This window comes from Rodentibacter caecimuris (assembly GCF_001019715.1).
GTDB classification, from domain to species: Bacteria; Pseudomonadota; Gammaproteobacteria; order Enterobacterales; family Pasteurellaceae; genus Rodentibacter; species Rodentibacter caecimuris.
Genome location: NZ_BBXJ01000001.1, coordinates 2,675,890 through 2,701,009 on the forward strand (window position 1 = coordinate 2,675,890; position 25,120 = coordinate 2,701,009).

A 25,120-nucleotide genomic window follows, 5' to 3' on the forward strand; every position below is an offset into this window, starting at 1 on the left:
AAGTGCGGTTAAAATTAACCGCACTTTTGTGATAAATAATTAGAATAATTCTTCCGGTTGTGCCGCAGGCACCGCATCTTGCGTTTTCCCTGAGCCGCCATTTAAGCGTTGCTGTAATTCAGGCGGTACATAATAGCCACGTTCCATCATTTCGGCAATATAGGTGCGTTTCGGTTCTGTACCCACGATAAAGTATTCCTTACGTCCACCATATTCTGAAAGTAAACCCGAGCTACTATCAATGGTTTTTTCCATGATATTCGGTGGTAAATCAAGGTTTCGTTCCGGAATATCGGCAAGGGCGACTTTCATGTAAGCAATCCATACCGGCATTGCCGTTTTACCGCCGGATTCCCCACGACCCAATACACGTTTATTATCATCGAAACCTACGTAGGTCGTGGTGACTAAGTTGGCGCCAAATCCTGCATACCAAGCCACTTTTGAATTGTTCGTTGTACCGGTTTTACCGCCAATATCTTTGCGTTGCTTGATTTCTTTTGACATCCGCCAACTTGTCCCTTTCCAACTTAATCCTTGTTCGCCGTAAATTGCCGTATTTAATGCACTACGGATTAAGAAAGCAAGTTCACCACTGATAACACGGGGAGCATATTCTACTTTTGATGTAGCATCTTTGCCACTTGCCATTAAATCAATAGCATCATCATTTAATGCCCCGCCTTGCGCTTGTAACTCCGGTAAATCCGGCACGTTTTCAGGTTGGACGTCACCTTCTTCCGTATCGGTATTGGTATTTCCTTTGGCTGCTTTTAAGTCATCCGGTTTTGCCACTTCGGCGATATTTTGGAAACCATCAATTTTATCTTTGGTTTCGCCATAAATCACCGGAATATTATTACAAGTGATACAAGCAATTTTCGGATTAGCGATAAATAAATCCTTGCCGGTATTATCCTGAATTTTTTCAATAATATAAGGATCAATTAAAAAACCGCCATTATCAAACACGGCATAAGCCCGAGCCATTTCCAGCGGGGTAAAAGAGGCGGCACCCAATGCCAAAGCCTCACTGGCAAAGTATTGTTCCCGTTTAAAACCGAAACGTTGTAAGAAATCAGCGGTGAAACTAATACCGGCTGTTTGTAAAGCGCGAATCGCGATCATATTTTTTGATTGACCCAACCCCACACGCAAACGCATCGGACCATCATAGCGATCCGGTGAGTTTTTAGGGCTCCATACGGCTTGTCCCGGTTTGGATATTGAAATCGGACTATCTTGTAATACGCTAGAAAGGGTTAAACCTTTTTCTAAAGCGGCGGCATAAATAAACGGTTTGATAGAAGAGCCCACTTGAACTAAAGATTGTGTCGCACGGTTAAATTTGCTTTGCTCGAAGCTAAAGCCACCGACTAAGGCCTCAATTGCGCCATTATCGGAATTTAAGGACACCAAGGCAGAGTTAGCCGCCGGAATTTGTCCTAAAATCCATTCACCGTTATCGCGTTGGCGAATCCAAATTTGATCACCGATTTTTACCGGTGCTTTTCCCGCCCAACGCATCGCATTAGATGAAAGGGTCATCGTTTGATTATTTGCCAGTAACAATTCAGCTCCATTTTTGCTTAATGAAGTGACGGCAGCCGGCACAAAAGGTTCGGAATTCGGTAATTTTCTTAAGAAAGCCACAATGCGTTCATTATCCCATGCCGCTTCACCTTTTTTCCATAGCGGTGCGCCGCCACGCCAACCATGGCGCATATCGTAGTTAATCAAATTATTACGCACTGCTTTTTGTGCTTCCGCTTGATCTTTAGAAAGCACGGTAGTAAACACTTTATAGCCTCGAGTATAGGCATTTTCTTCCCCGAAACGTTTTACCATTTCCTGACGTACCATTTCGGTGACATAATCCGCCCGAAAATCAAACTTGGCTCCGTGATAACTGGCATTAATCGGTTCTTTGAGAGCGATATCGTATTCTTCTTTAGTAATATATTTTTCATCTAACATACGGGCTAAAACGATATTACGACGCTCTTCAGCCCGTTTCGGCGAATACAATGGATTCATTGTGGAAGGCGCTTTCGGTAAGCCGGCAATCACTGCCATCTCGGACAAAGTGAGTTCGTCTAAGGATTTACCAAAATAGGTTTGAGCTGCAGCGGCAACACCGTAAGAGCGGTAACCTAAGAAAATTTTGTTTAAATAAAGCTCAAGAATTTCCTGTTTGCTTAATGCGTTCTCTATTTCAATGGCAAGCACAGCCTCTCTCGCTTTACGTATCAATGTTTTTTCCGGAGTTAAGAAAAAATTACGTGCCAACTGTTGCGTAATGGTACTTGCTCCCTGTGAAGCTCCACCATTGCTTATTGCAACAAATAGCGCCCGCGTAATTCCCACCGGATCTAAACCGTGGTGATCATAAAAACGGCTGTCTTCCGTGGCTAAAAATGCCTCAATTAAACGTTGTGGTACATTTTCTAATTTCACCGGAATACGGCGTTGCTCGCCAACTTCACCGATTAATTTCCCATCAGCCGTATAAATTTGCATCGGTTGTTGTAATTCAACGGTTTTTAAACTTTCCACTGAAGGTAATTCAGATTTGAGGTGGACATATAATCCCCCCCCTATTGCTAACCCTAAAATACATAAGGTTAAGAGACTGCTAAATATTAATTTTGCGATCCGCATCGTAGAATTCTCTCTTGATTGATGAGCATAAATAAAATCACATTATGATTTGGCTAACAAGTATAAAAGATTCACCGTCCAAATAATAGGAAAAGCATATACTGATGTCTTATAAAAAACGGAAAATCGTGCAAGTTGGTGTGTATCAACAACATAGCCATGTTCAATTTGTTTGGTTAGATAACCTAAAACAAGTTCAATTTCTTTCATTTTTGATGAGTGAAACAAACATCAAAGCGCAATTAATCGCACGTGTAATGCAGGATTTTCCACAAAATCACTTGCAGTTGTATCTCGTCGGTTGTGTTTCACCTCATCTCACTTGGTCAAAAAACTTAATCTTACCGCATGCATTAAATGCACAAGAATGTGAGCAACAGTGCAGGTTTATTTTGCAAGAAGAATTACCCATTCCTCTTGAAGAACTTTGGTTTGATTATCTCACCACTGATTTAAAACAAGGTTTTCGTCTTGATATCTATGCCATTCGTCGGCAAATAGCCTGTGAAACTCAGCGGATCAGTGATGAATTATTACTTAATGTCTTAGATGTTGCCTATCACTCAATGATGCGCGCATTCCGCTTTCTTTTAGGGGACGTTCAGAAAAATTCTTTATATTTATATCAAGACGAATCACACTGTTTTGCCCTTACGGATACGGCTCATAGCCAACAGTTTTTACAAACATCGGAAAATTTAACCGCACTTTATAGCAAATTTTGCCAACGTTTTAATGTTGAAATTGAGTATGTCTATGTCTATGTTTATCGAACTACGAATGTCGAGCAAACCGATTTGCCGGAAAATTGGCGGCAAGTGAAAACGGATATTCCTTTTATTGCTTTAGGTAACGCGTTGTGGCGAATAGATTGGGTACAGAATAATTCTCTTGTCTCAACAGCATCTTCAAGTGGAGCGGGCGATGAACGGGATTAATTTACTACCTTGGCGGTTAGAGAAATATCAGAGGTTATTGTGCTTATTTATAGTAAAAATGTTTGCCGTGTTAATAGTAGGGGTTGCCCTATATGCTGTATTGACAGCATTTCAACGGCAACAACAGGGGGAATTAAACACTCAACAGCAATTTTTTATAGAGCAGAAAAAACGCCTCGCCCAAACCGTTCAGCAAATCACCGAAGTTAAGCAGACCATACGGAATTTAACGGAATTACAGGAAATTTCACCGAATAGAGTGGAACAAGTGATTTCGCTATTACCCCGGTTACCTCTTCAACAAGGGGAGCTAGAGGCATTGAGTTTTAATGAGGAAGGGATTCGGCTTAATGGATTTTGTGTGACAAAAGAGGAATTTGAAACGTTTCGTGAGTTTTTAAGCCGGCATTTTGCTTCTTTCAAACTCACCCAATTTCAACCCGAACAAGGACGTTGGGTTTTTCAGTTTGATCTTTCTCCTGAAGTGAACGAGAAATAAGAGGAACAAAAAGTGAAAAGGTTCATCAAGCAACGTTATCCCTTTGTTGAAAGAGGATTAATGCTGCCAAAAATTTATCACTGGGGATTTTTTATATGTTGTCTAAGTGCGGTCAATTTTTCCGTTGTTTTAGATCTTTGGCAAAGTTATTGGCAGCGGCAAGCGATCACACTAGAGGTGATAAAACAATCTACCGAATTAACACACCAAGAAAAATTGCTTGCTACGCTCAAACAGCATTCTGAGCGGCATGAATTATCTCCGCAATTAACCAAACGGATTATTGCATTGGATGAGCAGATCCATGATCTGCTAAATGATGAGGTTGAACTCGTTGCTTATCAATGGGATTTCTCATCCCGTCCTGTTTTACAGATTCAATTGGAAGGATATTTTCAATATTTACATAATTTTCTTACTGCACTTTTAACGCAGCAAAAGGCGCTTTTTTTTGCGCAATTGGATATGCAAAAAGTGGAAGGAGGGAGAGTGCAATGTCACTTAATTTTACCACTCAACATTGAGGAATAGAACGTGCCAATATTTTGTCATTTACTTAGTTTATGTTGTCTTTTTGTCAGCCTAAATGTTATCGCAGTCGATCCTTTTAATCATTCGCAACGGCAACCGGAGAAGCTAATAGAAGGGGCTAAAACACAGACAACAAAATGTGCTTTTAATGAACCTTCTTTTGCGTCTGAAAGCCCTTTTAATCGGCTAAAACTGGTTGGGGTCATTCTCTATAAACAGTCGCCTAAGGCATTGTTTTTAGATATTAATCAGCAATTAATTGTTGTTAAACAAGGGCAGCGTTTGGGGCAGGAAGGGTATCTGTTGCAACAGATTCACAAAGATAGCGTTCATTTGCAGTATTCAAAATCGGGACGATGTGAACAAACAGATCAGCTTGATCTTCGATTCTAGGAGAAAATATGAAAGTGTGGATAAAAAAGTGCGGTCTCTTTTTTCTGTGTTTTTGTTGTGGCAATGAGGTAGCGGCAGAGTTTAAGGAAAATCAGGTTTTTTCTATTCGTTTGAAACAGGCGCCGATGGTGTCAGCCTTACAAGAACTTGCTTTAGTGCAAGGAGCTAATTTAATTATTGATGATGCATTGGACGATTCGCTTTCATTACAATTAGATAATGTAGATTTTGATCGTGTATTGCGTTCTGTTGCAAAAATGAAAGGGCTTTCGTTACGGCTGGAAGATGATATTTATTATTTAGGAAAAAAGGACGTGGTTTTCTCTGAAACGTCATTGCAGCCCACAGAGAACGAAGTGTTGGCGAACATAAAGCAGATTGAACCTTCTCTTGTGAGCAAAACAATTAAATTGAATTTTGCGAAAGCGTCAGAGGTGATGAAATCGCTCACCACCGGTAGTGGGTCTTTATTGTCTGCTTCAGGAAGTATTGCTTTTGATGATCGCAGTAATTTATTAATCATTCAAGATGACGCAAAATCCGTTAAAAATCTGGTAAAACTCATTGCTGAGTTAGATAAACCTATTGAACAAATCGCTATTGAAGCTCGCATTGTAACCATTACGGATGAAAGTCTTAAAGAATTAGGTGTGCGTTGGGGAATTTTTACGCCAACGGAGAATGCGCATCGGGTGGGCGGTAGCCTTGCTGCTAACGGTTTTGCCAATATAGCGGATAATTTAAATATCAATTTTGCAACGAGTACTACTCCTGCTGGTTCTCTCGCATTGCAAGTGGCGAAAATTAACGGGAGATTATTGGATTTGGAATTAACCGCACTTGAACGTGAAAATAACGTAGAGATTATAGCCAGTCCAAGGTTACTGACAACGAATAAAAAAAGTGCAAGTATTAAGCAAGGTACTGAGATTCCTTATGTCGTCAAGGGCAAAAGTGATATACAAACCGTTGAATTTCGTGAGGCTGTATTAGGCTTAGAAGTGACACCGCATATTTCCAAGGATAACAATATCCTACTTGATTTATTGGTTAGTCAAAACTCACCGGGTAATCGAATATCCTATGGGCAACAAAATAACGAGATTGTGTCCATCGATAAACAGGAAATTAATACTCAGGTTTTTGCGAAAGATGGCGAAACCATCGTATTGGGCGGGGTGTTTCATGACACGATCACGAAAGGGATTGATAAAGTTCCAGTATTGGGCGATATCCCACTGGTAAAGCATTTATTTAGTAAAGAAAGTGAACGTCACCAAAAACGTGAATTGGTCATTTTTGTTACGCCGCGTATTTTAAAACAAGGCGAAAGTTTAAAAGGATTGAAACAAAAAACGGCAGATAAAAGGAAATAAAAGTGCAGTTAGATTTTAGTGCGTTTTTTCGGTTTAATTGCATGCTGTGCCAATCCTCATTAAAACAAGGTCAAAATGGATTGTGTTCGACTTGTCAAAGACAAATTAAACAATATGTCTATTGCGGTGGCTGTGGTGCGCCATTGCAACATTTCAGCCGCTATTGTGGTCGTTGTGGAAATAATGAATTTGCTTGGGATCGCATGGTAATTGTTGGACACTATGACGAATCGCTTTCCCGTTTAATTCATCGTTTCAAATATCAAAAACAATTTTGGCTTGATCGTACTTTGGCTTGTTTGCTTTTATTGTCTGTTTATGAGGCAAGGCGTAACCATGGTTTAACCTTTCCTCAAGCAATTATTCCGGTGCCACTTTATCATCTTCGTCAATGGCAACGTGGCTATAATCAAGCGGATTTATTGGCGAAAACTATCAGTCGATGGCTTGAAATTCCTTGTCTATCCCATATTGTTAAACGTGTGAAACATACGCATACCCAGCGTGGCTTAAGTGCTGCGATACGTCGTCAGAATTTGAAAAACGCGTTTAAAATCGATCTTTCCAAACCTTTTCCCTATCAGAGAGTAGCTTTGCTAGATGATGTGATTACTACGGGAAGTACACTCAATGAGATTGCGAAATTATTGCGTAGTCTCGGTGTTCGGGAAATTCAAGTATGGGGGCTGGCACGCGTTTAATCGGGTTAAATGATAAGAGTGATTGTGATAAAAAAGTGGAAAAAATACTGAGGTAGGCGTATCATTTCTGACAAATTTTCTCAAGTATTAAGGAATATTTATGGAACAAATTGCTATTTCAAAAGCGGCGCAGGAACATTTTCGCAAATTATTGGATACCCAAGAAGAGGGCACAAATATTCGTATTTTTGTGGTGAACCCGGGTACGCCAAATGCGGAGTGTGGTGTGTCCTACTGCCCACCAAATGCAGTAGAAGAAAGTGATGTAGAAATGAAATATGATACTTTTTCCGCCTTTGTTGATGAGGTGAGTTTACCTTTTTTGGAAGAAGCTGAAATTGATTATGTGACGGAAGAATTGGGCGCGCAGCTTACGTTAAAAGCACCAAATGCGAAAATGCGTAAAGTGGCGGACGATGCACCATTAATTGAACGTGTAGAGTATGTCATTCAAACCCAAATAAACCCACAATTGGCAAGCCACGGTGGTCGAATCACATTGATTGAAATTACGGAAGACGGCTATGCCGTTCTACAATTCGGTGGTGGTTGTAATGGTTGTTCGATGGTGGATGTAACATTAAAAGATGGCGTAGAAAAACAACTGGTCGGCTTATTCCCTAATGAATTAAAAGGGGCGAAAGATGTTACCGAGCATCAGCGTGGGGAACATTCTTATTATTAAGTTATTTGTTATTGATTATTTCTAATCTAAGGGCGTTATATACGCCCTTAGATTTTTCAAGACAGTAATAAACAAGAATTTTCAGGTTTATCCTATGTTTCTAGAATATGGTTACGCATGGCTTAATTTTTGTAGTAATCGATCCATTGCACGGTAGCCCAATGCTTCTGCTAAATGAAGTTGGGAAATTTGTTTTTCTCCATTAAGATCGGCAATGGTGCGTGAGACTTTCAGAATACGATGGTAGGCTCGTACGGAAAGCCCGAGTTTATTTAATGTGTTTTCAAGAAATAACGCTTCTTTTTCATCTAATTTACAATCCCGTTCAATCTCTTTACTGGTTAAATAAGCATTGATTTTTCCGGCTCGGGCTAATTGAATTTCCCGTACTCTTAATACTTTTTCCCGCACTTGTTCACTGGTTTCGCCTCGATTGTCCGAATGTTGTAAACTCCCCTGTGGTAGTAACGGTACTTCAATAGATAAATCAAACCTATCTAAAAATGGCCCGGATAGGCGGTTTAAATAGCGCATGATTTGTTGGGGTGAAGTGCGGTTATGTGTGCCGGTATAATGTCCGGTTGGGCTGGGATTCATTGCTGCAACCAATTGAAAGCGTGCAGGAAATTGAATTTTGGCATTGGCTCGTGAGATAACAATTTCGCCACTTTCTAGAGGTTGACGCAGGGCATCAAGTACTTTTCGCTCAAATTCCGGTAATTCGTCTAAAAACAGAACGCCATTATGTGCCAAGGAAATTTCTCCCGGTTTGGGAATAGTGCCTCTGTCAAAACTAGAAATAAATGTCATAATTAGCTATACATTCAACGAAAGGATAAGGTTTTATCCTATTTTTTACGGTATAAAAACTAGAAATAAATGTCGCAAAAACTAGAAATAGCTGTCAAATTTTTTAAAAAACATGAAATAGGTGTCAAATTATTATGGGAAAAACACATAATTTTCAACAGGTTAGAAAAATTAAGCCCACTTGGATGAGTGTATCGGGTCATATTCCTTTTAAAAACGGAACGAGTATCCCTTATGAATCGACTTTGGAACGTGATTTTTTGATGTATTTCACTTATCTGCCATCAGTAGATGAAATCATCCCACAGCCTATTACTCTACCTTTCGTAAAGAATGGGATCACTTATAACTATACACCAGACTTTTTCTTGTCATTTACAGATGGGCGAAAACCACTGTTAATCGAGGTTAAACCAAAAACAAAATGGCAAAAACACTGGAAAGAATGGAAACAAAAATGGAAAGCTGCAATACGTTTTTGTCAAGAAAATGGCTATGTATTCCATGTGTACGATGAAGATCGAATTAGGCATCTTGCACTATTTAATATCAATCATGTTCAACGTTATAAGAGGACACTTTGTGAACAAGAAGATATAGATGCAATTTTAGCTCAAGTAAAATTGATGGGAAATACCACTATTGATTATTTGCTCTCTCGATTTTTTGCTGGCTCTCTATATCGCATGAGAGGATTACAAATCATCTATCATTTATTGGCAACGAAGCAACTGCATTGTAACTGGTTTTTACCACTTAATGAATTTACAGAGGTATGGGGGAATAACGATGAGTAACTCTGGATTTACGGAAAAGCGCTATCATCACCGATTAGATCGCGGTCGTATTATTTTGCAAAAAGGAAACGTGTATCTAAATAGAGAAGATGGGGAACAGTATGAATTAGTTGATTATATGGATGAGCCATCTCAAATGCTTGTTCGTAATCTCAACACTCGGACAACCAAAGTCGTCAGTATTCATCAGCTTGAAAATTTCAAAATGAACGAGCGAACGGATCTGTCTGTGGATTTAACTGCTATTAGCAATGAATATTGGGAGAAAGCCCAACAAAAATATGAGGCAATTAAACCGTTATTAGGGATGGATCAACATCGGCCTTACGCAGTTAAGGCTCGTGCAGAAGATGTTGGGGTGAACCCTCGTACATTATACCGTTGGTTACAAGCCTATAATTCCATAGGATCTATCGCAGGTTTAGTCGATCAAAAACGTGGATGGCAACAAGGAAATTCCCGTTTAACGCCAGAGCAAGACAAGCTGATCGTGCAGGTAATCAATGAATTTTACCTACATAAACAACGCCCAACTACTGAGCAAACCATTAGAGAAATTCGCCGCCGATGCAAAATTGAAAAAGTGGAAAGCCCAAGCAAAGAAACCATCCGTATGCGTATTTTGCATATTTCAGAGGAAGAGCGATTACGGAAACGCGGGCAACGAGAAAAGGCACGCAACAAATTTAAGCCGAAGCCAAATAGCTTTCCTGATGCGGATTATCCATTGAGTGTGGTACAAATTGACCATACACCAGTTGACCTAATTATTGTGGATAGTAAGTATCGCAAACCGATTGGCCGACCGTTTTTGACGGTTGCGATAGATATATACAGCAGAATGATTGTTGGTTATTACCTTTCACTTGATGCGCCATCTGTAACTTCGGTGGCAATGTGTATTGCACGTGGCATTTTGCCGAAAGAACGCCTACTGCTTGATTTAGGTTTGCAGGGTTCAGAATGGAATGCTTTTGGCTACCCAGTGAAAGTGCATGTGGATAATGGCCCCGATTTTCAGGCCTTGGATTTATCCAAATCTTGTTCTGCACACGGGATCCATCTTGAATTTAGACCGATGGGGAGACCTGAATATGGCGGACATATTGAGCGTGTCATCGGTACATTTATGAAAGAAGTTCACAGTTTAGCTGGAACAACATTCTCCAACATCAAAGAGCGCGACTCTTACGATTCGGAAAAAGAAGCCATTATGACTCTCGATGAGTTTGAAAAATGGTTGGTGCATTACATTGTGAATGTTTACCACAAACGCGTGCATTCTGCTTTAGGCATTTCTCCTGAACAAAAATGGAAGATTGGTATTTTTGGAGATGAAAATGAGGTGGGATGTGGTTATCCGCAACTTCCTGTTGATGAACAAACACTACTACTTGATTTCTTGCCAAGTATCACTCGTACCATTCAGCATAATGGTGTAACAATTGACGGACTTCGTTATTACGATGTTGCACTAAATATGTATATCAGTGATTCAGATGAAAGCGGTAAATCTAAGGAATTTCTGTTCCGCCGAGACCCGCGAAATATCAGCAAAATTTGGTTTTATGATCCGAAATTAAAACGTTACTTCCCAATTCCATTTGCAAATCAGGCAATGCCCGAAATGAGCATTTGGGAATATAGAGAGGTTCGTAGCCGAATTGCGAATAAAGGTGATAAATATATCAACGAGCAACAAGTTTTAGACGGTTTAACCGAGATGCGTGAAATGGTTGCTGAATCGGCTCAACGGACGAAAAAAGCACGCCGTCAGGCTGAACGACAAAAAACGCACAAAGCAAGTAAGCCGATTATTGAAACGAAAGTGGAAACTAAGGTTGTAGCACCAATTGTTGTGACATCGAATTTGCTTGCTTTAGATGATGAGAGCTTATCTTTTGGGGAGGTGGACTAATGCAGTACGAACACATTCATGAAAAATTCCGTCATCTCGTGCAGGCAAGCAATGAAGATAGGATTGCATTCTTAGATGAACCACGATGGTTAGGTTATGGTGTTGCCAAAGATATTATGGATACTTTGGTTTCTTTAATGAATAAACCTAAAAGACCGCGGATGTTGAATTTGTTAATTGTAGGGGATTCGAATAATGGGAAGACAACATTGATTCGCCGATTTGTTGATTTGTACGGTCAATCTTATATTGATAGCGATTCTAATGCGATTTACCCGATTCTTCTTGCGGAAGCTCCACCAAGCGCCAATGAAAAAGAATTATACATCTCATTATTGGAGCGGTTCTATGTGCCATATAAATCGACAGATAGTGTGGTGAAACTTCGCTATCAAACTATCCATCTATTCCGAGAGTTCAGGGTAAAAATGTTAATTATTGATGAATTTCACTCTTTGCTTGTTGGAACACCTCGCTTACAACGCCAAGTGATGAACGCGATCAAGATGCTTTGTAACGAGTTGCAAATCCCAATTGTTGGAGTCGGTACGCGCGATGCGATTCGTGTATTACATACGGATCCACAACATGCAAGCCGTTTTGATGTTGCGGAATTGCCAACGTGGAAGTTGGATAAGGAATTTCAAAAGCTGTTATTCCAGTTTCAAGGTATTTTGCCTTTAAAGAAATGTTCAAACCTACAATCGCCGGAATTGGCAACCAAAATACACACCATTTCAGGCGGTAATTTAGGGAATGTACATCGCTTACTGACTGCGTGCACAATAGAAGCGATTACATCAGGAACAGAGCAAGTCACATTAGAGATTATTGAGAAAAATTCGTGGGTACAACCGACACAGGGTTTCCGAAAAATTATCGGATAAAATCAGGCGTAATTCGCACACCACTTTACCCGAACGAAAGCATCAGTTCGTGGCTTATTCGTGCTGCATTAGATTGCGGTACGGAGCCAATCGTTTTCACTGGCTTTTATTGGGAAAAATGGCGTTTATGGACGTTCGATTTAGATAGAGGGTTTGAGCTTATCGCACCACATATTTACGAAGATATTGCGGAGTTATCGTTAAATCGTCAGGTCGATTTAACTCCCCATTCGCTTTCTTCAATTTTACAGCCGATAAACGGTGAAAAGACGTTGATAAAAGGTCAAGCTAAGTGGGTGATTTCAAGAAGCTCTCGCAATCGCACTTATCGCAACGGTCAGCCCTATTGTGCTTGCTGTCTAGGGCAATCGCCTTACTTGCGCAATGAATGGCGTTTAGCGTGGAATTTTGGGTGTTTGGAACATCAAACACTACTTGAAAAGAAATGCCCTGATTGCGGTGAGCCTTATCAGCCCCACTTGCTTTCCGCCGACAAACGACAATTGAATCATTGCCACTGTTGCGGTGAAACATTAACGGTATCAGAAAGTAAGCTCACTCAACTTGAAATTGATATGCTTGCTTTGCTTGATGATGTGTTAAAGACTAATTCCGGATATTGTTTTCAGCAACCGGTAAATGCTCAAACTTATTTTGCGATATTGCGTTACTTTATCAATTTAATCAGACGTGCCGCCGTGATGAAACCCTCTCACGCACTCGCAAGATTTATTGAACAGTTAGGGATTCCCCAAGCAGAATTATGCCAAACGAAAACCGCCCTTGCCTTTGAGCAACTTCCCGTTGAAGAACGTAAGAATTTTGTTGTGAATGTGGTTAAAATACTTCAATTATCCCGTGAGGTGCTTATTCAAGCCATCAAACAAAGTGGCATTACACAAAACGCATTCTCCTTTGAGGTTTATCCTACACAGCTTACCCCTCTCTTTAAATACGCTTTAGAGGGCAAAACCGTTACATGCAAAATCGCTAAATCTAAGCCTAAAACCGATTCTATTTTAACGCTCAACCGTCAATGGGAACGATTAAAACGCCAATTACAAATTGCAATATGAATATTACCCGAATTTACGCTAAAAACAGTTGCTCTATTTGTGGCAAAAACCAAGTAACACGCAAATTCAAAGAGGAATATTATTGTGCGAACTGTTACGCCCAATGGTTTAGAAAGAAAACGTGCAAAGGGTGCGGTCAGCTTAAACGTATTCACCGTAAAGGCGAATTTTGTCTTGAATGTGAAAAGTATAGCGATTGTGTGCGTTGTGGTAAAACCGCCGGTACATTTGAAATTGGTATGATAAGCCGCTACGGTACTGTATGCAGTTCGTGCGTTCGTTACTTCCGAGAAGAAAAAGAATGTTCAGAATGTGGTAAAATGACCCGTGATAGATACCGTTCGCCTGTTACGAATCAATCTGTTTGCTTATCTTGCTATCGGCGATACACTTTCGCAACGTGCAAAAATTGTAATCGCTATCGCAAAGTACACAACCAAGAAAAGCAATTATGCAAGAAATGCGATGAACAGCTTATCTCGACTTGCCCTAAATGCAAAAGTGAAATGCCGTCAGGCTATGGCAATGTTTGCCCTGATTGTGCAAGACGAACCTTGCTCTTTAATCTCATTCGATTGAACGTGCATCTCTTTCGCAGTAAGGCGATTAAAACCGCCTACAAAAAATTCATTTTTTGGTATATGCGAAAATGTAGTATTAGCGTCGCCTTGCATAAGGGAACAGACTTTATGCAGTTTTTTATTGACTGCGATGATAAGTGGCAGAAAATCCCTGATTATGCGGCATTAGTTATGCACTTCAAGCCAAATGGTTTGCGTGCAAATTTAACCGTATTACGTTGGTTACTTGATACCAATCAAGTAGTTGTAGATGAAACGTTGAAAGATGATTTAGCTGAACTGGAGCGCATACAAGCCTTATTCAAAAAGTTAAAAGAATCCGTGCCTTGTATCGCCACCTACTACCAAATGTTACAGCAACGATTTGATAGCGGAAAAACATCACTTAAATCGGTGCGTTTAGCTTTGCAACCGGCGATTGACTTAATCAGTTCTCAAGCAATCAAGGACTACCCAACGCAAGAACAATTAAACGGCTATCTCGTTGAGAAAGCAGGGCAAACGGCAGCCATTACAGGCTTTATCAATCACCTCAAATCCGAATATCAATGTGATTTAGTGATTGACCGTAACCTAATTCAGCAGATGAAAGCTAAACTGCTCAAAAAACGTTATTCTCAACGTTTAGTCGAACTCTACAAACAATCTGAATTAACAGCAGCGGAACAAATGGAATTGGTATCAGTGGTACTATACAGCTTGCACGGTATCGAAATCAAAAAGCCAAAACTTGATGCCATTGTATTGCTAGATGGTGTGGCTTATTACCGTGATAAGACGAAGGATTATTTCCTTCCACAAGACATCTATCTGCGCATAAAACCGCAGTTTTGACGAGAAAAAATGTTATTTTTGCGATCTTGCTCGAAAAAATGAAACGCATTTCTCGACAGAAATCGCTTAACTGTTAAAGTGCCGTCCAGTTATTAACCTATCAACTAGTTGGAGAGAAGCATGAACAGTACAAAAAATTTAACCTTAAAAGCTCAATTTAAACAATGGCTTGAAGAGGAACAGAAAAACGATGAAATGATTGTTATCGGCACTATTCCACATATATTAAGACGCTTTGATAAGCGATTAGCTATCATTAAAGGAAATCGATTCGAAAAATATTACCTTAGTGAATGGCGTAAGCTATTTCGTATAGATAGGGATATTTTCGGGTAATCGAAAAGCCACTTGTATCAAATATAAGTGGTAAATTTATCGCTAGAATTTGCAAAGATTTAATCATAAATAACCGCTTGTATTACCCCTGTGTTCTACATTGTATGCTGTAAATAATTTTTATGATAAAGAAACATTTATTTTCAAGGCTTCTAACAATATTAAATTATAAATAGCATACTTTGTGGAATAACGCCATTTAAGTTAAATAGAGTTTAAGATCTCTCAAAAATGAATTAAATCTTTCTATGCTTATAGTTTTTATAATAGGTATATTTTCATAATTAAAATAATGATCTTTATATAATCTAAAATAGAAATATAGATTTTCTCTACCTCTAATACATCTTTTCATAAAATCATCAAAAGTTTCTTCTAAAGCAAAATTATTTTTACTTTCTAACTTACCACTTAATACAAGATCATAAAATAAATTAATATTTATATTCTCACAAAAATAAACATCCTCCACATTAATCTAGAGTATTTACATTAAAAACAACGACCTGAGAAAACATATTTTCTGACTCAAAAAACACGAGCATTCTATAAGGAGAATCAGAGCCATCAATATCCTTTAACCAGCTTACATTAACATTTAAATCTTCAGAACCAAATATAAAACCATTATCTCTAAATATCTTATTAACATCACTCCACTCTCCTGGAGGATGACTAAATAAGGTAGAAATAAACTTTTTAGAATGCTTATAAATCAAAAACTCATCCACTATGGAATAAAATAAAACTTCCTTTAACCCTGTATTATCTAAGTCTTCAGTCATATAAATTTCCCTCATTTAATATATTTTCTAATATTTTCTATTTCTTCTGAAGAGGCTGCTCTTAATTTACCTGAACGTAATCGACGCCATTATGTCGCAAATGAACAATTACAAACCATTGTGAATTTGCGACAATTTTATTCAATTTCAAGTTTGATATTATAACCGTGATTTTGAATGAAGTTTCACAATACTTGCCGAGTACCAATTTATTTTTCTCAGATTTCAACTAAGATTGAAGAATTACAACGAGAACGTAAGCGTGTTGTAGAACATCTTACACTTTTAGACGAACGTCTTAGTACCTTACACTCTGCACTTGAAATTATGCAATCGCAGGATGATGCTGTATTGCAACTTAATAGTGAAACTTACCACAAGCACAAAGTTCGTCATCAGATCTACAAAAAACGTCCACGTTATACGCTACTTTTTGCTCTTGCCATTTTAGTGATGGTTGTTGCACTCTATGTCGTTCATACCGACCGTTTACGTAAAAGCTAAGGAGAGAGTCATGACTAAAATTCATCAATTTCAACAAAAAGATTTAGAGATTTTAAAAGAAGAAGTGGTTTATCAAGGTCATTTCACCATGAAAAAAATGTATTTCCGCCACAAGTTATTTAATGGTGGAGTAAGCGGTGAAATTGTGCGTGAATTAATGATTAAAGGTGCCGCAGCTGCATTAATCGCCTATGATCCTGTCAAAGACGCCGTAGTGTTAGTCGAACAAGTTCGCATTGGTGCTTACGATCCAACCAGCAACCAATCCCCTTGGCTAGTGGAACTGATTGCAGGCATGGTAGATGAAGGGGAAACACCAGAAAATGTCGCTATCCGTGAAAGCTACGAAGAAGCAGGTTTAACCGTCAGCAATGTGGAACGCGCCTTAAGCATTTGGGACAGCCCAGGTGGTGCGGTTGAGCGTTTACATCTCTTTTTAGGCTTAGTCGATAGCACCCAAGTTGGCGGCGTTTATGGCTTGGAAGAAGAAGGCGAGGATATTCTCGTCCACGTTGTGAGCCGTGAGCAAGCGTATCAATGGGTTGTTGAAGGGAAAATTGATAATGTGATTGCTGTTGTGGGCTTACAGTGGTTGCAGTTGAATTATCAAAAATATCAGAAATAACTATACAAGCGGTGAGATCCACTTAAAAATTTGTAAATTTTTTACTGGAACTCACCGCTATTTTCTTATCCTTTCAATTCCATTAATGCCTTAGTAATAATCTCTTTCGCACCTTGCAGAGCTAATAAAGCCAAAACGAAAGCAACGATCAAATCGGGATATTTCGACTGGGTAAAATAGACCGCAATCCCCGCCAAAATGACAGCTATATTCCCTATCGCATCATTGCGGGAGCAGATCCAAACACTCTTCATATTGCTATCGCCATCACGAAAATGATAAAGCACCCACAAGGCTGTTAAGTTGGCGAATAAGGCAAGCACACCGACTACACTCATTTCACTATGGTTTGGCAGTTCGCCATAAGCCCAACGATAGAGGGTTGTGATTAAAATAAATAAGCCAAATCCACCCATGGTTGCTCCTTTTAATAAAGAGGCTTTGGCACGATAACTTAACGCCATGGGCAACACGATCAAGCTAATCACATAATTGGCGCTATCGCCAAAAAAATCTAAGCTATCCGAAAGTAAAGAAACAGAACCCGATTTTACGCCCATCACGATTTCAATGAAAAACAGAGTGATATTTAGTCCAAGAGCAATCCATAATGCTTTGCGATATTTAGGGGAAAGGTGTGTACTGTATGAAGTACAGCAAGAAGTCGTACAAGCCATAGTCTCTCCGTGTGTTTTAGTTTAACTTGGCGTAAACTATAAACTCCGTAGCAATTACAGGGTCAAGCATCCATGACAAAATTTTTTAAAATCCGTGAATTAAGCCGAGAAAGTGGCGTGAATTTGGAAACCATTCGTTACTATGAAAAACTGGGGCTAATTGATACGGCAACAAGGCAACCAAACGGCTATCGCTTGTTTAGTGAAAAACAGCTCAACCAGCTCCATTTTATTAAAAGCTGTCGAATGATCGGCTTTCGCTTAGAGGAAATTAAGCAACTAATCATGTTGCAAACTAATCCACATAATCGTTGCGAACTGGTGGATAAATTAACGAAACAGCATTTAATCCAAATTGAGCATCAAATCGATCAGCTCAATCAAATTAAAGCATTGCTTGAGCCATTAATTGACTGTCAGGCGGAAGACATTGACCATTGCCAAATTATTCAAGGGATTAAAGCGTTAGATTAGAAAGCGGTGAAATCTACTTAGAAATTTGCAAATAGCGTTGCATTTACTCCTATATCGTACTATAATGCATTTATTTAGTACGATATAGGATTATTTTGTGACTTTTTACGAACGTATTTTTCACTCGGTATTATTTGAAATTGGGGCAATGGCAATCGGTGCGGTTGCAGTATTATTGGTGGGAGATTTCAGCCTTGAAGCCGCCACAGGAACAGGTATTGCCATGTCTGTAATAGCAATGATACTTAACTTCTTCTTTAACTATGTGTTTGATAAAATTTTTACCAGCAAACGGGAAGAACGTAGCCTAAAATTACGCATTTTGCATACCGTCTGCTTTGAGTGTACCTTATTGCTGTTTACCATTCCCGTAGTTGCATATTTATTAGATTTAAGCCTGTGGCACGCCTTTTTAGCGGATATTGGTTTGAGTTTGCTGATTATGCTGTATGCCTTGGTGTTTAACTGGCTTTATGACATTACTCGTGTCAAATTTTTGGAGCGTAAAAATGAACCCCTTTGATAAATTGGTGGAGCTGGCAGCGCAGCTGTCGAGCATTTATGCTAGTGTAGCGAAGCAACACCAGCTCACCTTAAATGAATTGCATTTTTTGTATTCCATCGGTCGCTATGGTGCGACTTCGCCTACTGCTATTGGCGATAAATGGAGTTTGCCGAAACAAACGGTAACCTCTGTTTGTAAACAACTAGACCAAAAAGGTTTTTTGGTTTTTCTGCCTGATGAGAACGACAAACGCAGTAAGTTGATTGCTTTAAGTGCAAGCGGTAAAATTTTTATCGACCCGATTATTGCTCGGCTAACCGAAGCAGAATTGCAAGTAAGCCAGCAGTTCGGTATGGAGAAATTTGAGCAGTTGCTTGATGATACCGAACTGGTATTAAATCAACTTGCTACACAGCTAAACACGATTTAGGAGAAAGCATGATTAGACTTGCAAAAGCCGATGATGTCGCTCGTATTGCCGAGTTGTTATACCAAGTTCACGCTGTTCACGTTGAAGCTCGCCCTGATATTTTCCAAGCGGGTAAACGCAAATACAATGATGAAGAAATTTTAGCTTTAATGGCAGACGAACAAAAACCGATCTTTGTGTATGAAGATGAAAACGGCACGGTGCAAGGCTATGCGTTCTGCATTTATCAAATTACACAAGGCGTTCCGGCGTTATTTGATCGCAAAGTGTTGTACATTGACGACCTTTGTGTGGACGCTTCGCAACGGGGTAAAAAAATTGGCGAGAAATTGTATCAACACGTGGTGGCATACGCCAAAGAGAACGGTTGCGATAGCGTAACGTTGCACGTTTGGAACGACAATCAAGGGGCATTTCGTTTCTATGAACGTTTAGGGCTTGAGCCACTTAAGACCTTGATGGAACAGAAACTATAACGAAAGAGCGGTCGGATTTTGACAAGATTTTGCAATAGCCAAAGTGATCAAAAATCTGACCGCTCTTTTTGAAGAAGGAGCAATCCAATGAACAAACTCGATGCGATTAAATATTTTTGCCTTGCCAGCGAAACGTTGAGTTTTCGGGAAACGGCAATGCAGCTAGCGGTTTCGCCGTCGGTGGTGACCCGTGTGATTGCGGAATTGGAACAGGAGTTAGGCGAGCAACTGTTTAAGCGGAATACGCGCCAAATTCGGCTCACTAGTTTTGGTGAGCAGTTTTTGATTAAGGCGAAACAACTGCTGGCGGACACCGACAATCTGTTTAAATTGGGCAAACAGCAAACGGACGACATGGCAGGCGTGGTGCGGATTACTTTTCCCCGCTGGCGAGACAATGATTTGATTTTAGATGAATTATTGCAAGCACTTGAACCGTATCCGCAACTGGTCATTGATTGGCGTGAAGATATGACCAAATTTGATGCGGTGGCACATCGCATTGATATCGGCTTACGTATCGGACCTGAACCGAACCCGAATTTTATTATCCGCAAAATTGCCGATTTGCAAGATTGGATTGTCGCTTCGCCGAAATTGCTGGAACGATTGGGAATGCCAAAAGATTTAGACGATTTGCAGCGCAATTTCCCATTTTCCTTGCCGATTAACGTGGAAACAGGTCGTCCGTGGGATTTAGCGATGAATGACGAGCAAAAATTGCTACCGAGAGAAGTGCTTTTTTACAGCTCCGACCCTGAATGTGAGCTAAAAGCGGTGCTACGGGGCAACATGGTCGGCTTTATCAGCGAACTGTTCTGCAAACCGCATTTTGACTGCGGTGAGTTGGTTAAACTGTTCCCCGAAATCCCCATTGATAAATGGCAACTGTATTTGTATCGTCCCTATCAAACTATTACATCACCTCGAGTATTATTTGTATTCGATTGTTTAACAGAAATTTTGAAAAAAAGATATGGTTAGGCTACAGGCTGGCTTGTATGTTTATAGCTATCAATATAAGAGAGAATAGTTACCATAGCTCAATGCATAGTGCGTTATAATGAGTAAATAATTTCGTGTTTTATTGAATAAAGGAAAGCAATATGAACCCAGCATTTACCCCACTTTTTCAACCTTATATCTTAAATAACGGCATTGAAATCCGTAACCGCTTAGCCGTTGCGCCGATGACGCATTTCGCCTCTAATGCAGATGGTACTTTAGGCGAGCAAGAACAGCGTTTTTTAAGTAACCGAGCAGAAAATATCGGCTTATTTATTACTGCCGCAACGTTGGTCGCTGAAAACGGAAAAGCCTTTCACGGACAGCCTGAGGCGATTTCCGAACAACATTTAGACAGCTTAACGCGTACTGCTGCGCTGATTAAAGCGCAAGGCGCGAAAGCGATTTTGCAAATTCACCACGGTGGCGATAAGTCAATTCCGGATTTGTTACACGGGAAAGATGTAGTAGCACCAAGCGATAACGCAGAAGTAGGCGCACGCGCTTTAACCGAGGCGGAAATTCATTCTCTGATTCAAGCCTTTGGTAATGCGACAGATTTAGCGATTCGAGCAGACTTTGACGGTGTGGAAATTCATGGTGCCAATAATTATTTGATCCAACAGTTTTATTCAGCACAGACCAATCGCCGCACGGATGCGTGGGGTGGTAGCCTTGAAAAACGTCTAGCGTTTCCACTGGCAGTGGTGGAGGCGGTTGTCGGCGTGCGCGCAAAACATCAACGCCCTGATTTTATTATCGGCTACCGTTTTTCACCGGAAGAACCAGGCGACAACGGTTTAACCATGGCGGATACTTTCGCGCTGATTGATGCCTTGGTGGAAAAACCGTTGCAATATTTACATATCTCGCTATGGGATTTTTACAAGCAAGCGCGCCGTGGCGCAGATACGTCTCTCACTCGTATGCAATTGGTACACGAGCGAATTGGTGGAAAATTACCGCTGATTGGTGTCGGCAATCTCTTTACTGCAGAGCAAATTTTAAAGGCTTATCAAACCGGCTGGGCGGAATTTATTGCGCTAGGCAAAACGGTGATGATCAATCCGACTATTGCGACACTCATTGCGACAGGCAAGGAGAGCGAAATTGTGGCTGAATTAGATCCTGAAAAAGCTGATCATTACGGCATTCCAGATTTATTGTGGAGTTTCTGTGTGAAAGGTGGCGCATGGCTTCCGCCAGTTATCGGGCAGGCATGGTCACCGCGCGATATTTAATGTAACAAGCGGTCAGATCTTGCCTGAATTTTGCAATTTGCAAATTTTCACAAGTATCTGACCGCTTGCACATTAGTGGATTATTCCACTTTAAACATTCCCATCATGCCGAGATTTTCATGTTCTAAAATATGGCAATGGTACATTTTCAACCCCGAGTGTCCTTGCTTAAAGCGAATAATCACTTTTTCATAAGGGCGTAAATTGACCACATCTTTTAACGCTCTGCCTTCTGGTTTAAAGGTTTTGCCGTTTAATGTATGTTGAATCACTTCAAATTGAGTGCCGTGTAAATGGAACGGATGATCCATATGGCTTTCATTGAAAATTTCCCATTGTTCTACGTCATTGACTTTCGTAACAAAATCAATGCGGTTCATATCAAAAGTTTGTCCATTGATTAGGAACATACCGTCCATCATGGGCGGAAGAGGATTGTCTGTCGTAATCATAGCGGAGCTATGTTTGGTATGATCCATCATTGGCATATTGGTGTGGTTCATCATTTTTTCACTAAAGTGAATTTGGCGAATCTGTTTTGGTTCGTCCCAATTAGGCAAACTTCTTAAGCTTTCAGGTAACTGAACAGGTTCTGGTTTCACCTGAATTGTCGCTAAAGTGAGATCTTTAGGCTGTTCCTGCCACCATCATTTTACGGCGATCATAATAGCTACTTTGTAAATTGGCCTTGCCTTGCGTTTCACCCACCATAATCACTTCAACGCGTTCTGCAGGTGTGAGTAGCAGTTCATCAACAGGCGTGCGTGGTTTTTCAAGTAAACCGCCCTCTGTCCCCACCACAATCCATTTCACCCCTGGAATGTTTAAACGAAAATAACGGGCGCTCGTTGCATTCCAAATACGGAGGCGTTCATTCGTTGTCACTTGAATTTGGGGCTGATATTGGCCGTTGATTAACACAAATTCCCCTTCACGTCCGTTCATCCAATCTAACATCGTGTTTGGTGGAATGGTACCATCGGCATTTAAACGCAGATCAGAAATAACCCAATGTTGTTCAGGAAGGTGTGCAAGCGGATCATTTTTTGCTTTCACAACGAAAGTACCTGCTAAGCCTTTATAGACTTGCTCGGAAACATAATGATGTGGATGAGGATGGTACCAATATGTACCTGCACTGCCTTCGGGTAGAGTAAAGCGATAGATTTTTTCCCTTGTGGTTCAATCATATCCATAGGGTTACCATCCGCTTCATTTGGCACATCTAAACCGTGCCAATGCACCGTTGTGGGTTGTGGTAGGTGATTGATAAATTCAATTTCTACGGTATCGCCTTCAAATACTTCAATTTGTGGCCCAGGTAGCTGTCCGTTATAAGCCCAAAATTCCGTTTCTTTATTGTCTGCGAGGCGAATTTTAATGGGCTCTGCTTTTAAAGTGGCTTTGAATAGTCCAGCTTGAGTGGATTGGTTAGCAAGCTTTGGTAATATACCATGAGTGATAAGCCTGAGGGCATCGCTTCGACAGGCATTAAGCTAGTAGGGGCTGAATGCATCATCGCCATATTGCCGTGTTGTGCGTGGTTCATCATATTCGCAAGGCTATAAAGCGAGCTACTGGCTAAGCTAAGCCCAATGCCATAACGTAAAAAATCTCGACGTTTCATTTTTTCGCCTCTTATTGGTTATAGGATTTGAACACTTCACTTTCACCGTTTTTCTTAATTAAAACAACATCATAAGGATCTTTACGTCCGCCGTAGGCTTCACCGTCCATGCCGGGTGAGCCAATCGGCATGCCAGGAGCGGACAAACCAACGGCATCAGGTTTTTCTGCGAGTAAACGTTTGATATCCTCTACAGGTACATGTCCTTCAATCACATAGCCATCAATCACTGCCGTGTGGCAAGAAGCGTGTTCATCTTTAATGTTAAAGCGCTTATGGGCATCATAATTGCCTGTTTCGTTGACTTTAACCTCAAAACCGTTTTTTTGCATATAGCTGATCCATTCATTACAACAGCCACAAGTTGGACTTTTCCACACTTCCATTGAAAGTGTTTGCGCTTGGGCAAATGCCGTGAGACCTAAACTTAACAGCAACAATGAGCGGGTGAGTTTATGTAATTTCATACGATGTCCTTATTTTGATTGAGATTGAATGGCGCAATGTTAAAGCTTGACCTAGGGTTAAGGTCAAGGGCGATGTTGCAATTTTTACAAAATAGGTTGATTTTTCTTTTTTCCTCTTTATAATAAATGACTAATTAATCATTTAATAAGGATCGATATGGCTCGTCCGTTAAGTTCGGATAAACGTAACACCTTAATTCAAGCAACCATTCAGACGATTGCAACGCAAGGGTTATCGGCAACCACGGCGTTGATTGCAAAAAATGCCGGCGTGGCAACAGGATCATTATTTACCTATTTTGAGAGTAAAGAAACGTTGCTCAATGCCACTTATTTGGAGATTAAACGCCACATTGCGCAAGCGGTAATGCCGAATTTTCCGCAAGCGGAATTTGCATCGCAGTTGTTGCATTTATGGAATCACTATATCGATTGGGGTATTGAACATCGAGAAGCGCGCCAAACCTTGCAACAGTTAGAGGTTTCAACCATTCTTACGGAAGAAACCCGACAAGAAGCGAAGCAGATCTTTTTACCGATGCAACGGATGTTCAGCGCAGCGGAAGCGGATAAGCTCTTTTTTCCGCCACTGGAGTTTGCGATCAAAATGATGGAAGCGATGGTTGAAGCGACGATTCAACAGATTTTACAAGAACCGACCAAGCGTGATATTTATAAAATGCTCGGTTTTACGATGATGTGGAAAGCGATTTCTCATCACTAACAGACAAACAAGCCGGTTAGATTCCGCTTATTTTTTACAAATTTAATTGATTGACTAATCATTTATTTATAGGGATTGCATATGACACAAACAGCATTAATTACAGGCGCATCAAACGGTATCGGTTTATAACTGGCAAAAATCCATGCACAGAAAGGCGGTAATCTTGTATTGGTGGCTCGTTCTGAAGATAAATTTTTTACTAGTAAATAATCCCGAAAATCTCAATAAAAGATAAGTAAGGAATTTAGATCGATGTCAAAGTTATCCGTTACTCTGTAATGAAATAACGTTAATAAGTAGTTTAATAAAATTGTGTTGTATCAAAGGAAAAATCCTGCAATATTAGTTGACATTTTTATTTCTTTCAGGGAATCTGAAATTAAAAATATGTTCTTTCCTGAATAACCCTAAATAGCATATTACATAAAATACTTACGAGTATTCGTACATTGATCGCCTTTGATTCCATATCCTGAGCATCCCCAAAACTGACCAAATTTACCTTGTTTCATCACGAAATAGCCAGTGCTACATTCATTACATTTAAAGATTGT

General features: G+C 40.1%; 25 protein-coding genes and 3 pseudogenes. 22 read left to right on the plus strand and 6 right to left on the minus strand.

The window, feature by feature from the left end; all coding sequences use genetic code 11:
- Positions 1 to 39 precede the first annotated feature (39 nt).
- Entirely contained in the window at positions 40 to 2,661 is a 2,622-nt protein-coding gene (locus PNEUHYL_RS13100; protein WP_059368776.1) for a penicillin-binding protein 1A, read from the minus strand.
- A 104-nt stretch (positions 2,662 to 2,765) separates the two neighbouring features.
- Between PNEUHYL_RS13100 and PNEUHYL_RS13105 the strand changes: the two genes are divergently transcribed.
- The 7 genes from PNEUHYL_RS13105 to nfuA all read left to right on the plus strand — a co-directional run bounded on the left by PNEUHYL_RS13105 (position 2,766) and on the right by nfuA (position 7,784).
- A complete protein-coding gene (locus tag PNEUHYL_RS13105; RefSeq protein ID WP_069029756.1) occupies positions 2,766 to 3,599 on the plus strand; it encodes a type IV pilus biogenesis protein PilM in 834 nt (277 codons plus the stop codon).
- Complete coding sequence (locus PNEUHYL_RS13110; protein WP_059368778.1) at positions 3,586 to 4,098, plus strand: PilN domain-containing protein; 513 nt, start codon at positions 3,586 to 3,588, stop codon at positions 4,096 to 4,098. Before PNEUHYL_RS13105 ends, PNEUHYL_RS13110 begins: the two co-directional genes overlap by 14 nt.
- A 12-nt stretch (positions 4,099 to 4,110) precedes the next feature.
- A complete protein-coding gene (locus tag PNEUHYL_RS13115) occupies positions 4,111 to 4,629 on the plus strand; it encodes a hypothetical protein (protein ID WP_129582422.1) in 519 nt (172 codons plus the stop codon).
- 3 nt (positions 4,630 to 4,632) lie between these two features.
- Positions 4,633 to 5,022, plus strand: coding sequence for a pilus assembly protein PilP (locus PNEUHYL_RS13120; RefSeq protein WP_059368780.1), 390 nt, complete (start codon positions 4,633 to 4,635; stop codon positions 5,020 to 5,022).
- A gap of 8 nt (positions 5,023 to 5,030) precedes the next feature.
- Positions 5,031 to 6,398 carry a type IV pilus secretin PilQ gene (locus PNEUHYL_RS13125; protein WP_059368781.1) on the plus strand — a complete coding sequence of 456 codons (1,368 nt, stop codon included), beginning with the start codon at positions 5,031 to 5,033 and terminating at the stop codon, positions 6,396 to 6,398.
- A gap of 41 nt (positions 6,399 to 6,439) precedes the next feature.
- On the plus strand, positions 6,440 to 7,099 hold the full coding sequence (locus tag PNEUHYL_RS13130; protein WP_059368897.1) for a DNA utilization protein GntX: 660 nt from the start codon (positions 6,440 to 6,442) through the stop codon (positions 7,097 to 7,099).
- Positions 7,100 to 7,199: 100 nt separating this feature from the next.
- Positions 7,200 to 7,784: a Fe-S biogenesis protein NfuA gene (gene nfuA, locus PNEUHYL_RS13135; RefSeq protein ID WP_059368782.1), complete on the plus strand. Its 585-nt coding sequence runs from the start codon at positions 7,200 to 7,202 to the stop codon at positions 7,782 to 7,784.
- A gap of 111 nt (positions 7,785 to 7,895) precedes the next feature.
- Here nfuA and PNEUHYL_RS13140 read toward each other — a convergent pair.
- Positions 7,896 to 8,567, minus strand: a pseudogene (locus PNEUHYL_RS13140) (ATP-binding protein); the annotation flags it as partial.
- A gap of 161 nt (positions 8,568 to 8,728) precedes the next feature.
- On the opposite strand from PNEUHYL_RS13140, the gene PNEUHYL_RS13145 reads away from it, so the two are divergent.
- The 6 genes from PNEUHYL_RS13145 (at position 8,729) to PNEUHYL_RS13170 (ending at position 15,023) form a co-directional block, all read left to right on the plus strand.
- On the plus strand, positions 8,729 to 9,391 hold the full coding sequence (locus PNEUHYL_RS13145; protein WP_059366132.1) for a heteromeric transposase endonuclease subunit TnsA: 663 nt from the start codon (positions 8,729 to 8,731) through the stop codon (positions 9,389 to 9,391).
- Positions 9,384 to 11,309, plus strand: a complete 1,926-nt coding sequence (locus PNEUHYL_RS13150; RefSeq protein WP_059366131.1) for a Mu transposase C-terminal domain-containing protein — start codon at positions 9,384 to 9,386, stop codon at positions 11,307 to 11,309. Before PNEUHYL_RS13145 ends, PNEUHYL_RS13150 begins: the two co-directional genes overlap by 8 nt.
- On the plus strand, positions 11,309 to 12,196 hold the full coding sequence (locus PNEUHYL_RS13155; protein WP_059366130.1) for a TniB family NTP-binding protein: 888 nt from the start codon (positions 11,309 to 11,311) through the stop codon (positions 12,194 to 12,196). Before PNEUHYL_RS13150 ends, PNEUHYL_RS13155 begins: the two co-directional genes overlap by 1 nt.
- Positions 12,154 to 13,272 carry a TniQ family protein gene (locus PNEUHYL_RS13160; protein ID WP_059366129.1) on the plus strand — a complete coding sequence of 373 codons (1,119 nt, stop codon included), beginning with the start codon at positions 12,154 to 12,156 and terminating at the stop codon, positions 13,270 to 13,272. The genes PNEUHYL_RS13155 and PNEUHYL_RS13160 overlap by 43 nt, the downstream gene beginning before the upstream one ends.
- Complete coding sequence (locus tag PNEUHYL_RS13165) at positions 13,233 to 14,687, plus strand: hypothetical protein (RefSeq protein ID WP_059366128.1); 1,455 nt, start codon at positions 13,233 to 13,235, stop codon at positions 14,685 to 14,687. The genes PNEUHYL_RS13160 and PNEUHYL_RS13165 overlap by 40 nt, the downstream gene beginning before the upstream one ends.
- Positions 14,688 to 14,807: 120 nt before the next feature.
- A complete protein-coding gene (locus tag PNEUHYL_RS13170) occupies positions 14,808 to 15,023 on the plus strand; it encodes a hypothetical protein (protein ID WP_059366127.1) in 216 nt (71 codons plus the stop codon).
- A gap of 473 nt (positions 15,024 to 15,496) precedes the next feature.
- Here the strand turns inward: PNEUHYL_RS13170 and PNEUHYL_RS13175 are convergent, their stop codons facing one another.
- A complete protein-coding gene (locus PNEUHYL_RS13175) occupies positions 15,497 to 15,808 on the minus strand; it encodes a hypothetical protein (RefSeq protein ID WP_059365231.1) in 312 nt (103 codons plus the stop codon).
- Positions 15,809 to 16,228: 420 nt separating this feature from the next.
- Here PNEUHYL_RS13175 and PNEUHYL_RS13180 point away from each other — a divergent pair.
- Positions 16,229 to 16,312, plus strand: a pseudogene (locus PNEUHYL_RS13180) (phosphate-starvation-inducible protein PsiE); the annotation flags it as partial.
- 10 nt (positions 16,313 to 16,322) lie between these two features.
- Complete coding sequence (gene nudF / locus PNEUHYL_RS13185; protein ID WP_059366125.1) at positions 16,323 to 16,937, plus strand: ADP-ribose diphosphatase; 615 nt, start codon at positions 16,323 to 16,325, stop codon at positions 16,935 to 16,937.
- 65 nt (positions 16,938 to 17,002) lie between these two features.
- On the opposite strand, the gene PNEUHYL_RS13190 is transcribed toward nudF, so the two are convergent.
- A complete protein-coding gene (locus PNEUHYL_RS13190) occupies positions 17,003 to 17,614 on the minus strand; it encodes a cation efflux transmembrane domain-containing protein (RefSeq protein WP_059365233.1) in 612 nt (203 codons plus the stop codon).
- Between the two features lie 72 nt (positions 17,615 to 17,686).
- Between PNEUHYL_RS13190 and PNEUHYL_RS13195 the strand changes: the two genes are divergently transcribed.
- The 6 genes from PNEUHYL_RS13195 (at position 17,687) to PNEUHYL_RS13220 (ending at position 21,745) form a co-directional block, all read left to right on the plus strand.
- Entirely contained in the window at positions 17,687 to 18,088 is a 402-nt protein-coding gene (locus tag PNEUHYL_RS13195; protein ID WP_059365234.1) for a heavy metal-responsive transcriptional regulator, read from the plus strand.
- Between the two features lie 97 nt (positions 18,089 to 18,185).
- Positions 18,186 to 18,611: a PACE efflux transporter gene (locus PNEUHYL_RS13200; protein WP_059366124.1), complete on the plus strand. Its 426-nt coding sequence runs from the start codon at positions 18,186 to 18,188 to the stop codon at positions 18,609 to 18,611.
- The gene (locus PNEUHYL_RS13205) at positions 18,598 to 19,023 is read left to right on the plus strand and encodes a MarR family transcriptional regulator (RefSeq protein WP_059365236.1); all 426 of its coding nucleotides are present in this window, start codon (positions 18,598 to 18,600) and stop codon (positions 19,021 to 19,023) included. Before PNEUHYL_RS13200 ends, PNEUHYL_RS13205 begins: the two co-directional genes overlap by 14 nt.
- Before the next feature lie 8 nt (positions 19,024 to 19,031).
- Entirely contained in the window at positions 19,032 to 19,499 is a 468-nt protein-coding gene (locus PNEUHYL_RS13210; protein ID WP_059365237.1) for a GNAT family N-acetyltransferase, read from the plus strand.
- 87 nt (positions 19,500 to 19,586) lie between these two features.
- Complete coding sequence (locus tag PNEUHYL_RS13215; protein WP_059366123.1) at positions 19,587 to 20,483, plus strand: LysR family transcriptional regulator; 897 nt, start codon at positions 19,587 to 19,589, stop codon at positions 20,481 to 20,483.
- Positions 20,484 to 20,605: 122 nt separating this feature from the next.
- Complete coding sequence (locus PNEUHYL_RS13220; RefSeq protein ID WP_059365238.1) at positions 20,606 to 21,745, plus strand: NADH-dependent flavin oxidoreductase; 1,140 nt, start codon at positions 20,606 to 20,608, stop codon at positions 21,743 to 21,745.
- A gap of 80 nt (positions 21,746 to 21,825) precedes the next feature.
- Here the strand turns inward: PNEUHYL_RS13220 and PNEUHYL_RS13915 are convergent.
- A pseudogene (locus tag PNEUHYL_RS13915) lies at positions 21,826 to 23,372 on the minus strand (multicopper oxidase family protein).
- An 11-nt stretch (positions 23,373 to 23,383) separates the two neighbouring features.
- The gene (locus PNEUHYL_RS13230) at positions 23,384 to 23,839 is read right to left on the minus strand and encodes a DUF411 domain-containing protein (RefSeq protein ID WP_059365240.1); all 456 of its coding nucleotides are present in this window, start codon (positions 23,837 to 23,839) and stop codon (positions 23,384 to 23,386) included.
- Between the two features lie 157 nt (positions 23,840 to 23,996).
- Here PNEUHYL_RS13230 and PNEUHYL_RS13235 point away from each other — a divergent pair, with 157 nt between their 5' ends.
- Complete coding sequence (locus PNEUHYL_RS13235) at positions 23,997 to 24,563, plus strand: TetR/AcrR family transcriptional regulator (protein ID WP_059365241.1); 567 nt, start codon at positions 23,997 to 23,999, stop codon at positions 24,561 to 24,563.
- Positions 24,564 to 25,120: the final 557 nt, after the last annotated feature.

What these genes read in the sequence shown, in the direction of transcription:
- PNEUHYL_RS13150 (WP_059366131.1), top strand. Translation starts at nt 9,384, where the DNA reads ATGAGTAACTCTGGATTTACGGAAAAGCGCTATCATCACCGATTAGAT.
- nfuA (WP_059368782.1), top strand. Translation starts at nt 7,200, where the DNA reads ATGGAACAAATTGCTATTTCAAAAGCGGCGCAGGAACATTTTCGCAAA.
- PNEUHYL_RS13230 (WP_059365240.1), bottom strand. Translation starts at nt 23,839, where the DNA reads ATGAAATTACATAAACTCACCCGCTCATTGTTGCTGTTAAGTTTAGGT.
- PNEUHYL_RS13175 (WP_059365231.1), bottom strand. Translation starts at nt 15,808, where the DNA reads ATGACTGAAGACTTAGATAATACAGGGTTAAAGGAAGTTTTATTTTAT.
- PNEUHYL_RS13125 (WP_059368781.1), top strand. Translation starts at nt 5,031, where the DNA reads ATGAAAGTGTGGATAAAAAAGTGCGGTCTCTTTTTTCTGTGTTTTTGT.
- PNEUHYL_RS13155 (WP_059366130.1), top strand. Translation starts at nt 11,309, where the DNA reads ATGCAGTACGAACACATTCATGAAAAATTCCGTCATCTCGTGCAGGCA.
- PNEUHYL_RS13190 (WP_059365233.1), bottom strand. Translation starts at nt 17,614, where the DNA reads ATGGCTTGTACGACTTCTTGCTGTACTTCATACAGTACACACCTTTCC.
- PNEUHYL_RS13205 (WP_059365236.1), top strand. Translation starts at nt 18,598, where the DNA reads ATGAACCCCTTTGATAAATTGGTGGAGCTGGCAGCGCAGCTGTCGAGC.
- nudF (WP_059366125.1), top strand. Translation starts at nt 16,323, where the DNA reads ATGACTAAAATTCATCAATTTCAACAAAAAGATTTAGAGATTTTAAAA.
- PNEUHYL_RS13130 (WP_059368897.1), top strand. Translation starts at nt 6,440, where the DNA reads ATGCTGTGCCAATCCTCATTAAAACAAGGTCAAAATGGATTGTGTTCG.
- PNEUHYL_RS13110 (WP_059368778.1), top strand. Translation starts at nt 3,586, where the DNA reads ATGAACGGGATTAATTTACTACCTTGGCGGTTAGAGAAATATCAGAGG.
- PNEUHYL_RS13170 (WP_059366127.1), top strand. Translation starts at nt 14,808, where the DNA reads ATGAACAGTACAAAAAATTTAACCTTAAAAGCTCAATTTAAACAATGG.
- PNEUHYL_RS13215 (WP_059366123.1), top strand. Translation starts at nt 19,587, where the DNA reads ATGAACAAACTCGATGCGATTAAATATTTTTGCCTTGCCAGCGAAACG.
- PNEUHYL_RS13210 (WP_059365237.1), top strand. Translation starts at nt 19,032, where the DNA reads ATGATTAGACTTGCAAAAGCCGATGATGTCGCTCGTATTGCCGAGTTG.
- PNEUHYL_RS13105 (WP_069029756.1), top strand. Translation starts at nt 2,766, where the DNA reads ATGTCTTATAAAAAACGGAAAATCGTGCAAGTTGGTGTGTATCAACAA.
- PNEUHYL_RS13220 (WP_059365238.1), top strand. Translation starts at nt 20,606, where the DNA reads ATGAACCCAGCATTTACCCCACTTTTTCAACCTTATATCTTAAATAAC.
- PNEUHYL_RS13195 (WP_059365234.1), top strand. Translation starts at nt 17,687, where the DNA reads ATGACAAAATTTTTTAAAATCCGTGAATTAAGCCGAGAAAGTGGCGTG.
- PNEUHYL_RS13235 (WP_059365241.1), top strand. Translation starts at nt 23,997, where the DNA reads ATGGCTCGTCCGTTAAGTTCGGATAAACGTAACACCTTAATTCAAGCA.
- PNEUHYL_RS13165 (WP_059366128.1), top strand. Translation starts at nt 13,233, where the DNA reads ATGGGAACGATTAAAACGCCAATTACAAATTGCAATATGAATATTACC.
- PNEUHYL_RS13100 (WP_059368776.1), bottom strand. Translation starts at nt 2,661, where the DNA reads ATGCGGATCGCAAAATTAATATTTAGCAGTCTCTTAACCTTATGTATT.
- PNEUHYL_RS13145 (WP_059366132.1), top strand. Translation starts at nt 8,729, where the DNA reads ATGGGAAAAACACATAATTTTCAACAGGTTAGAAAAATTAAGCCCACT.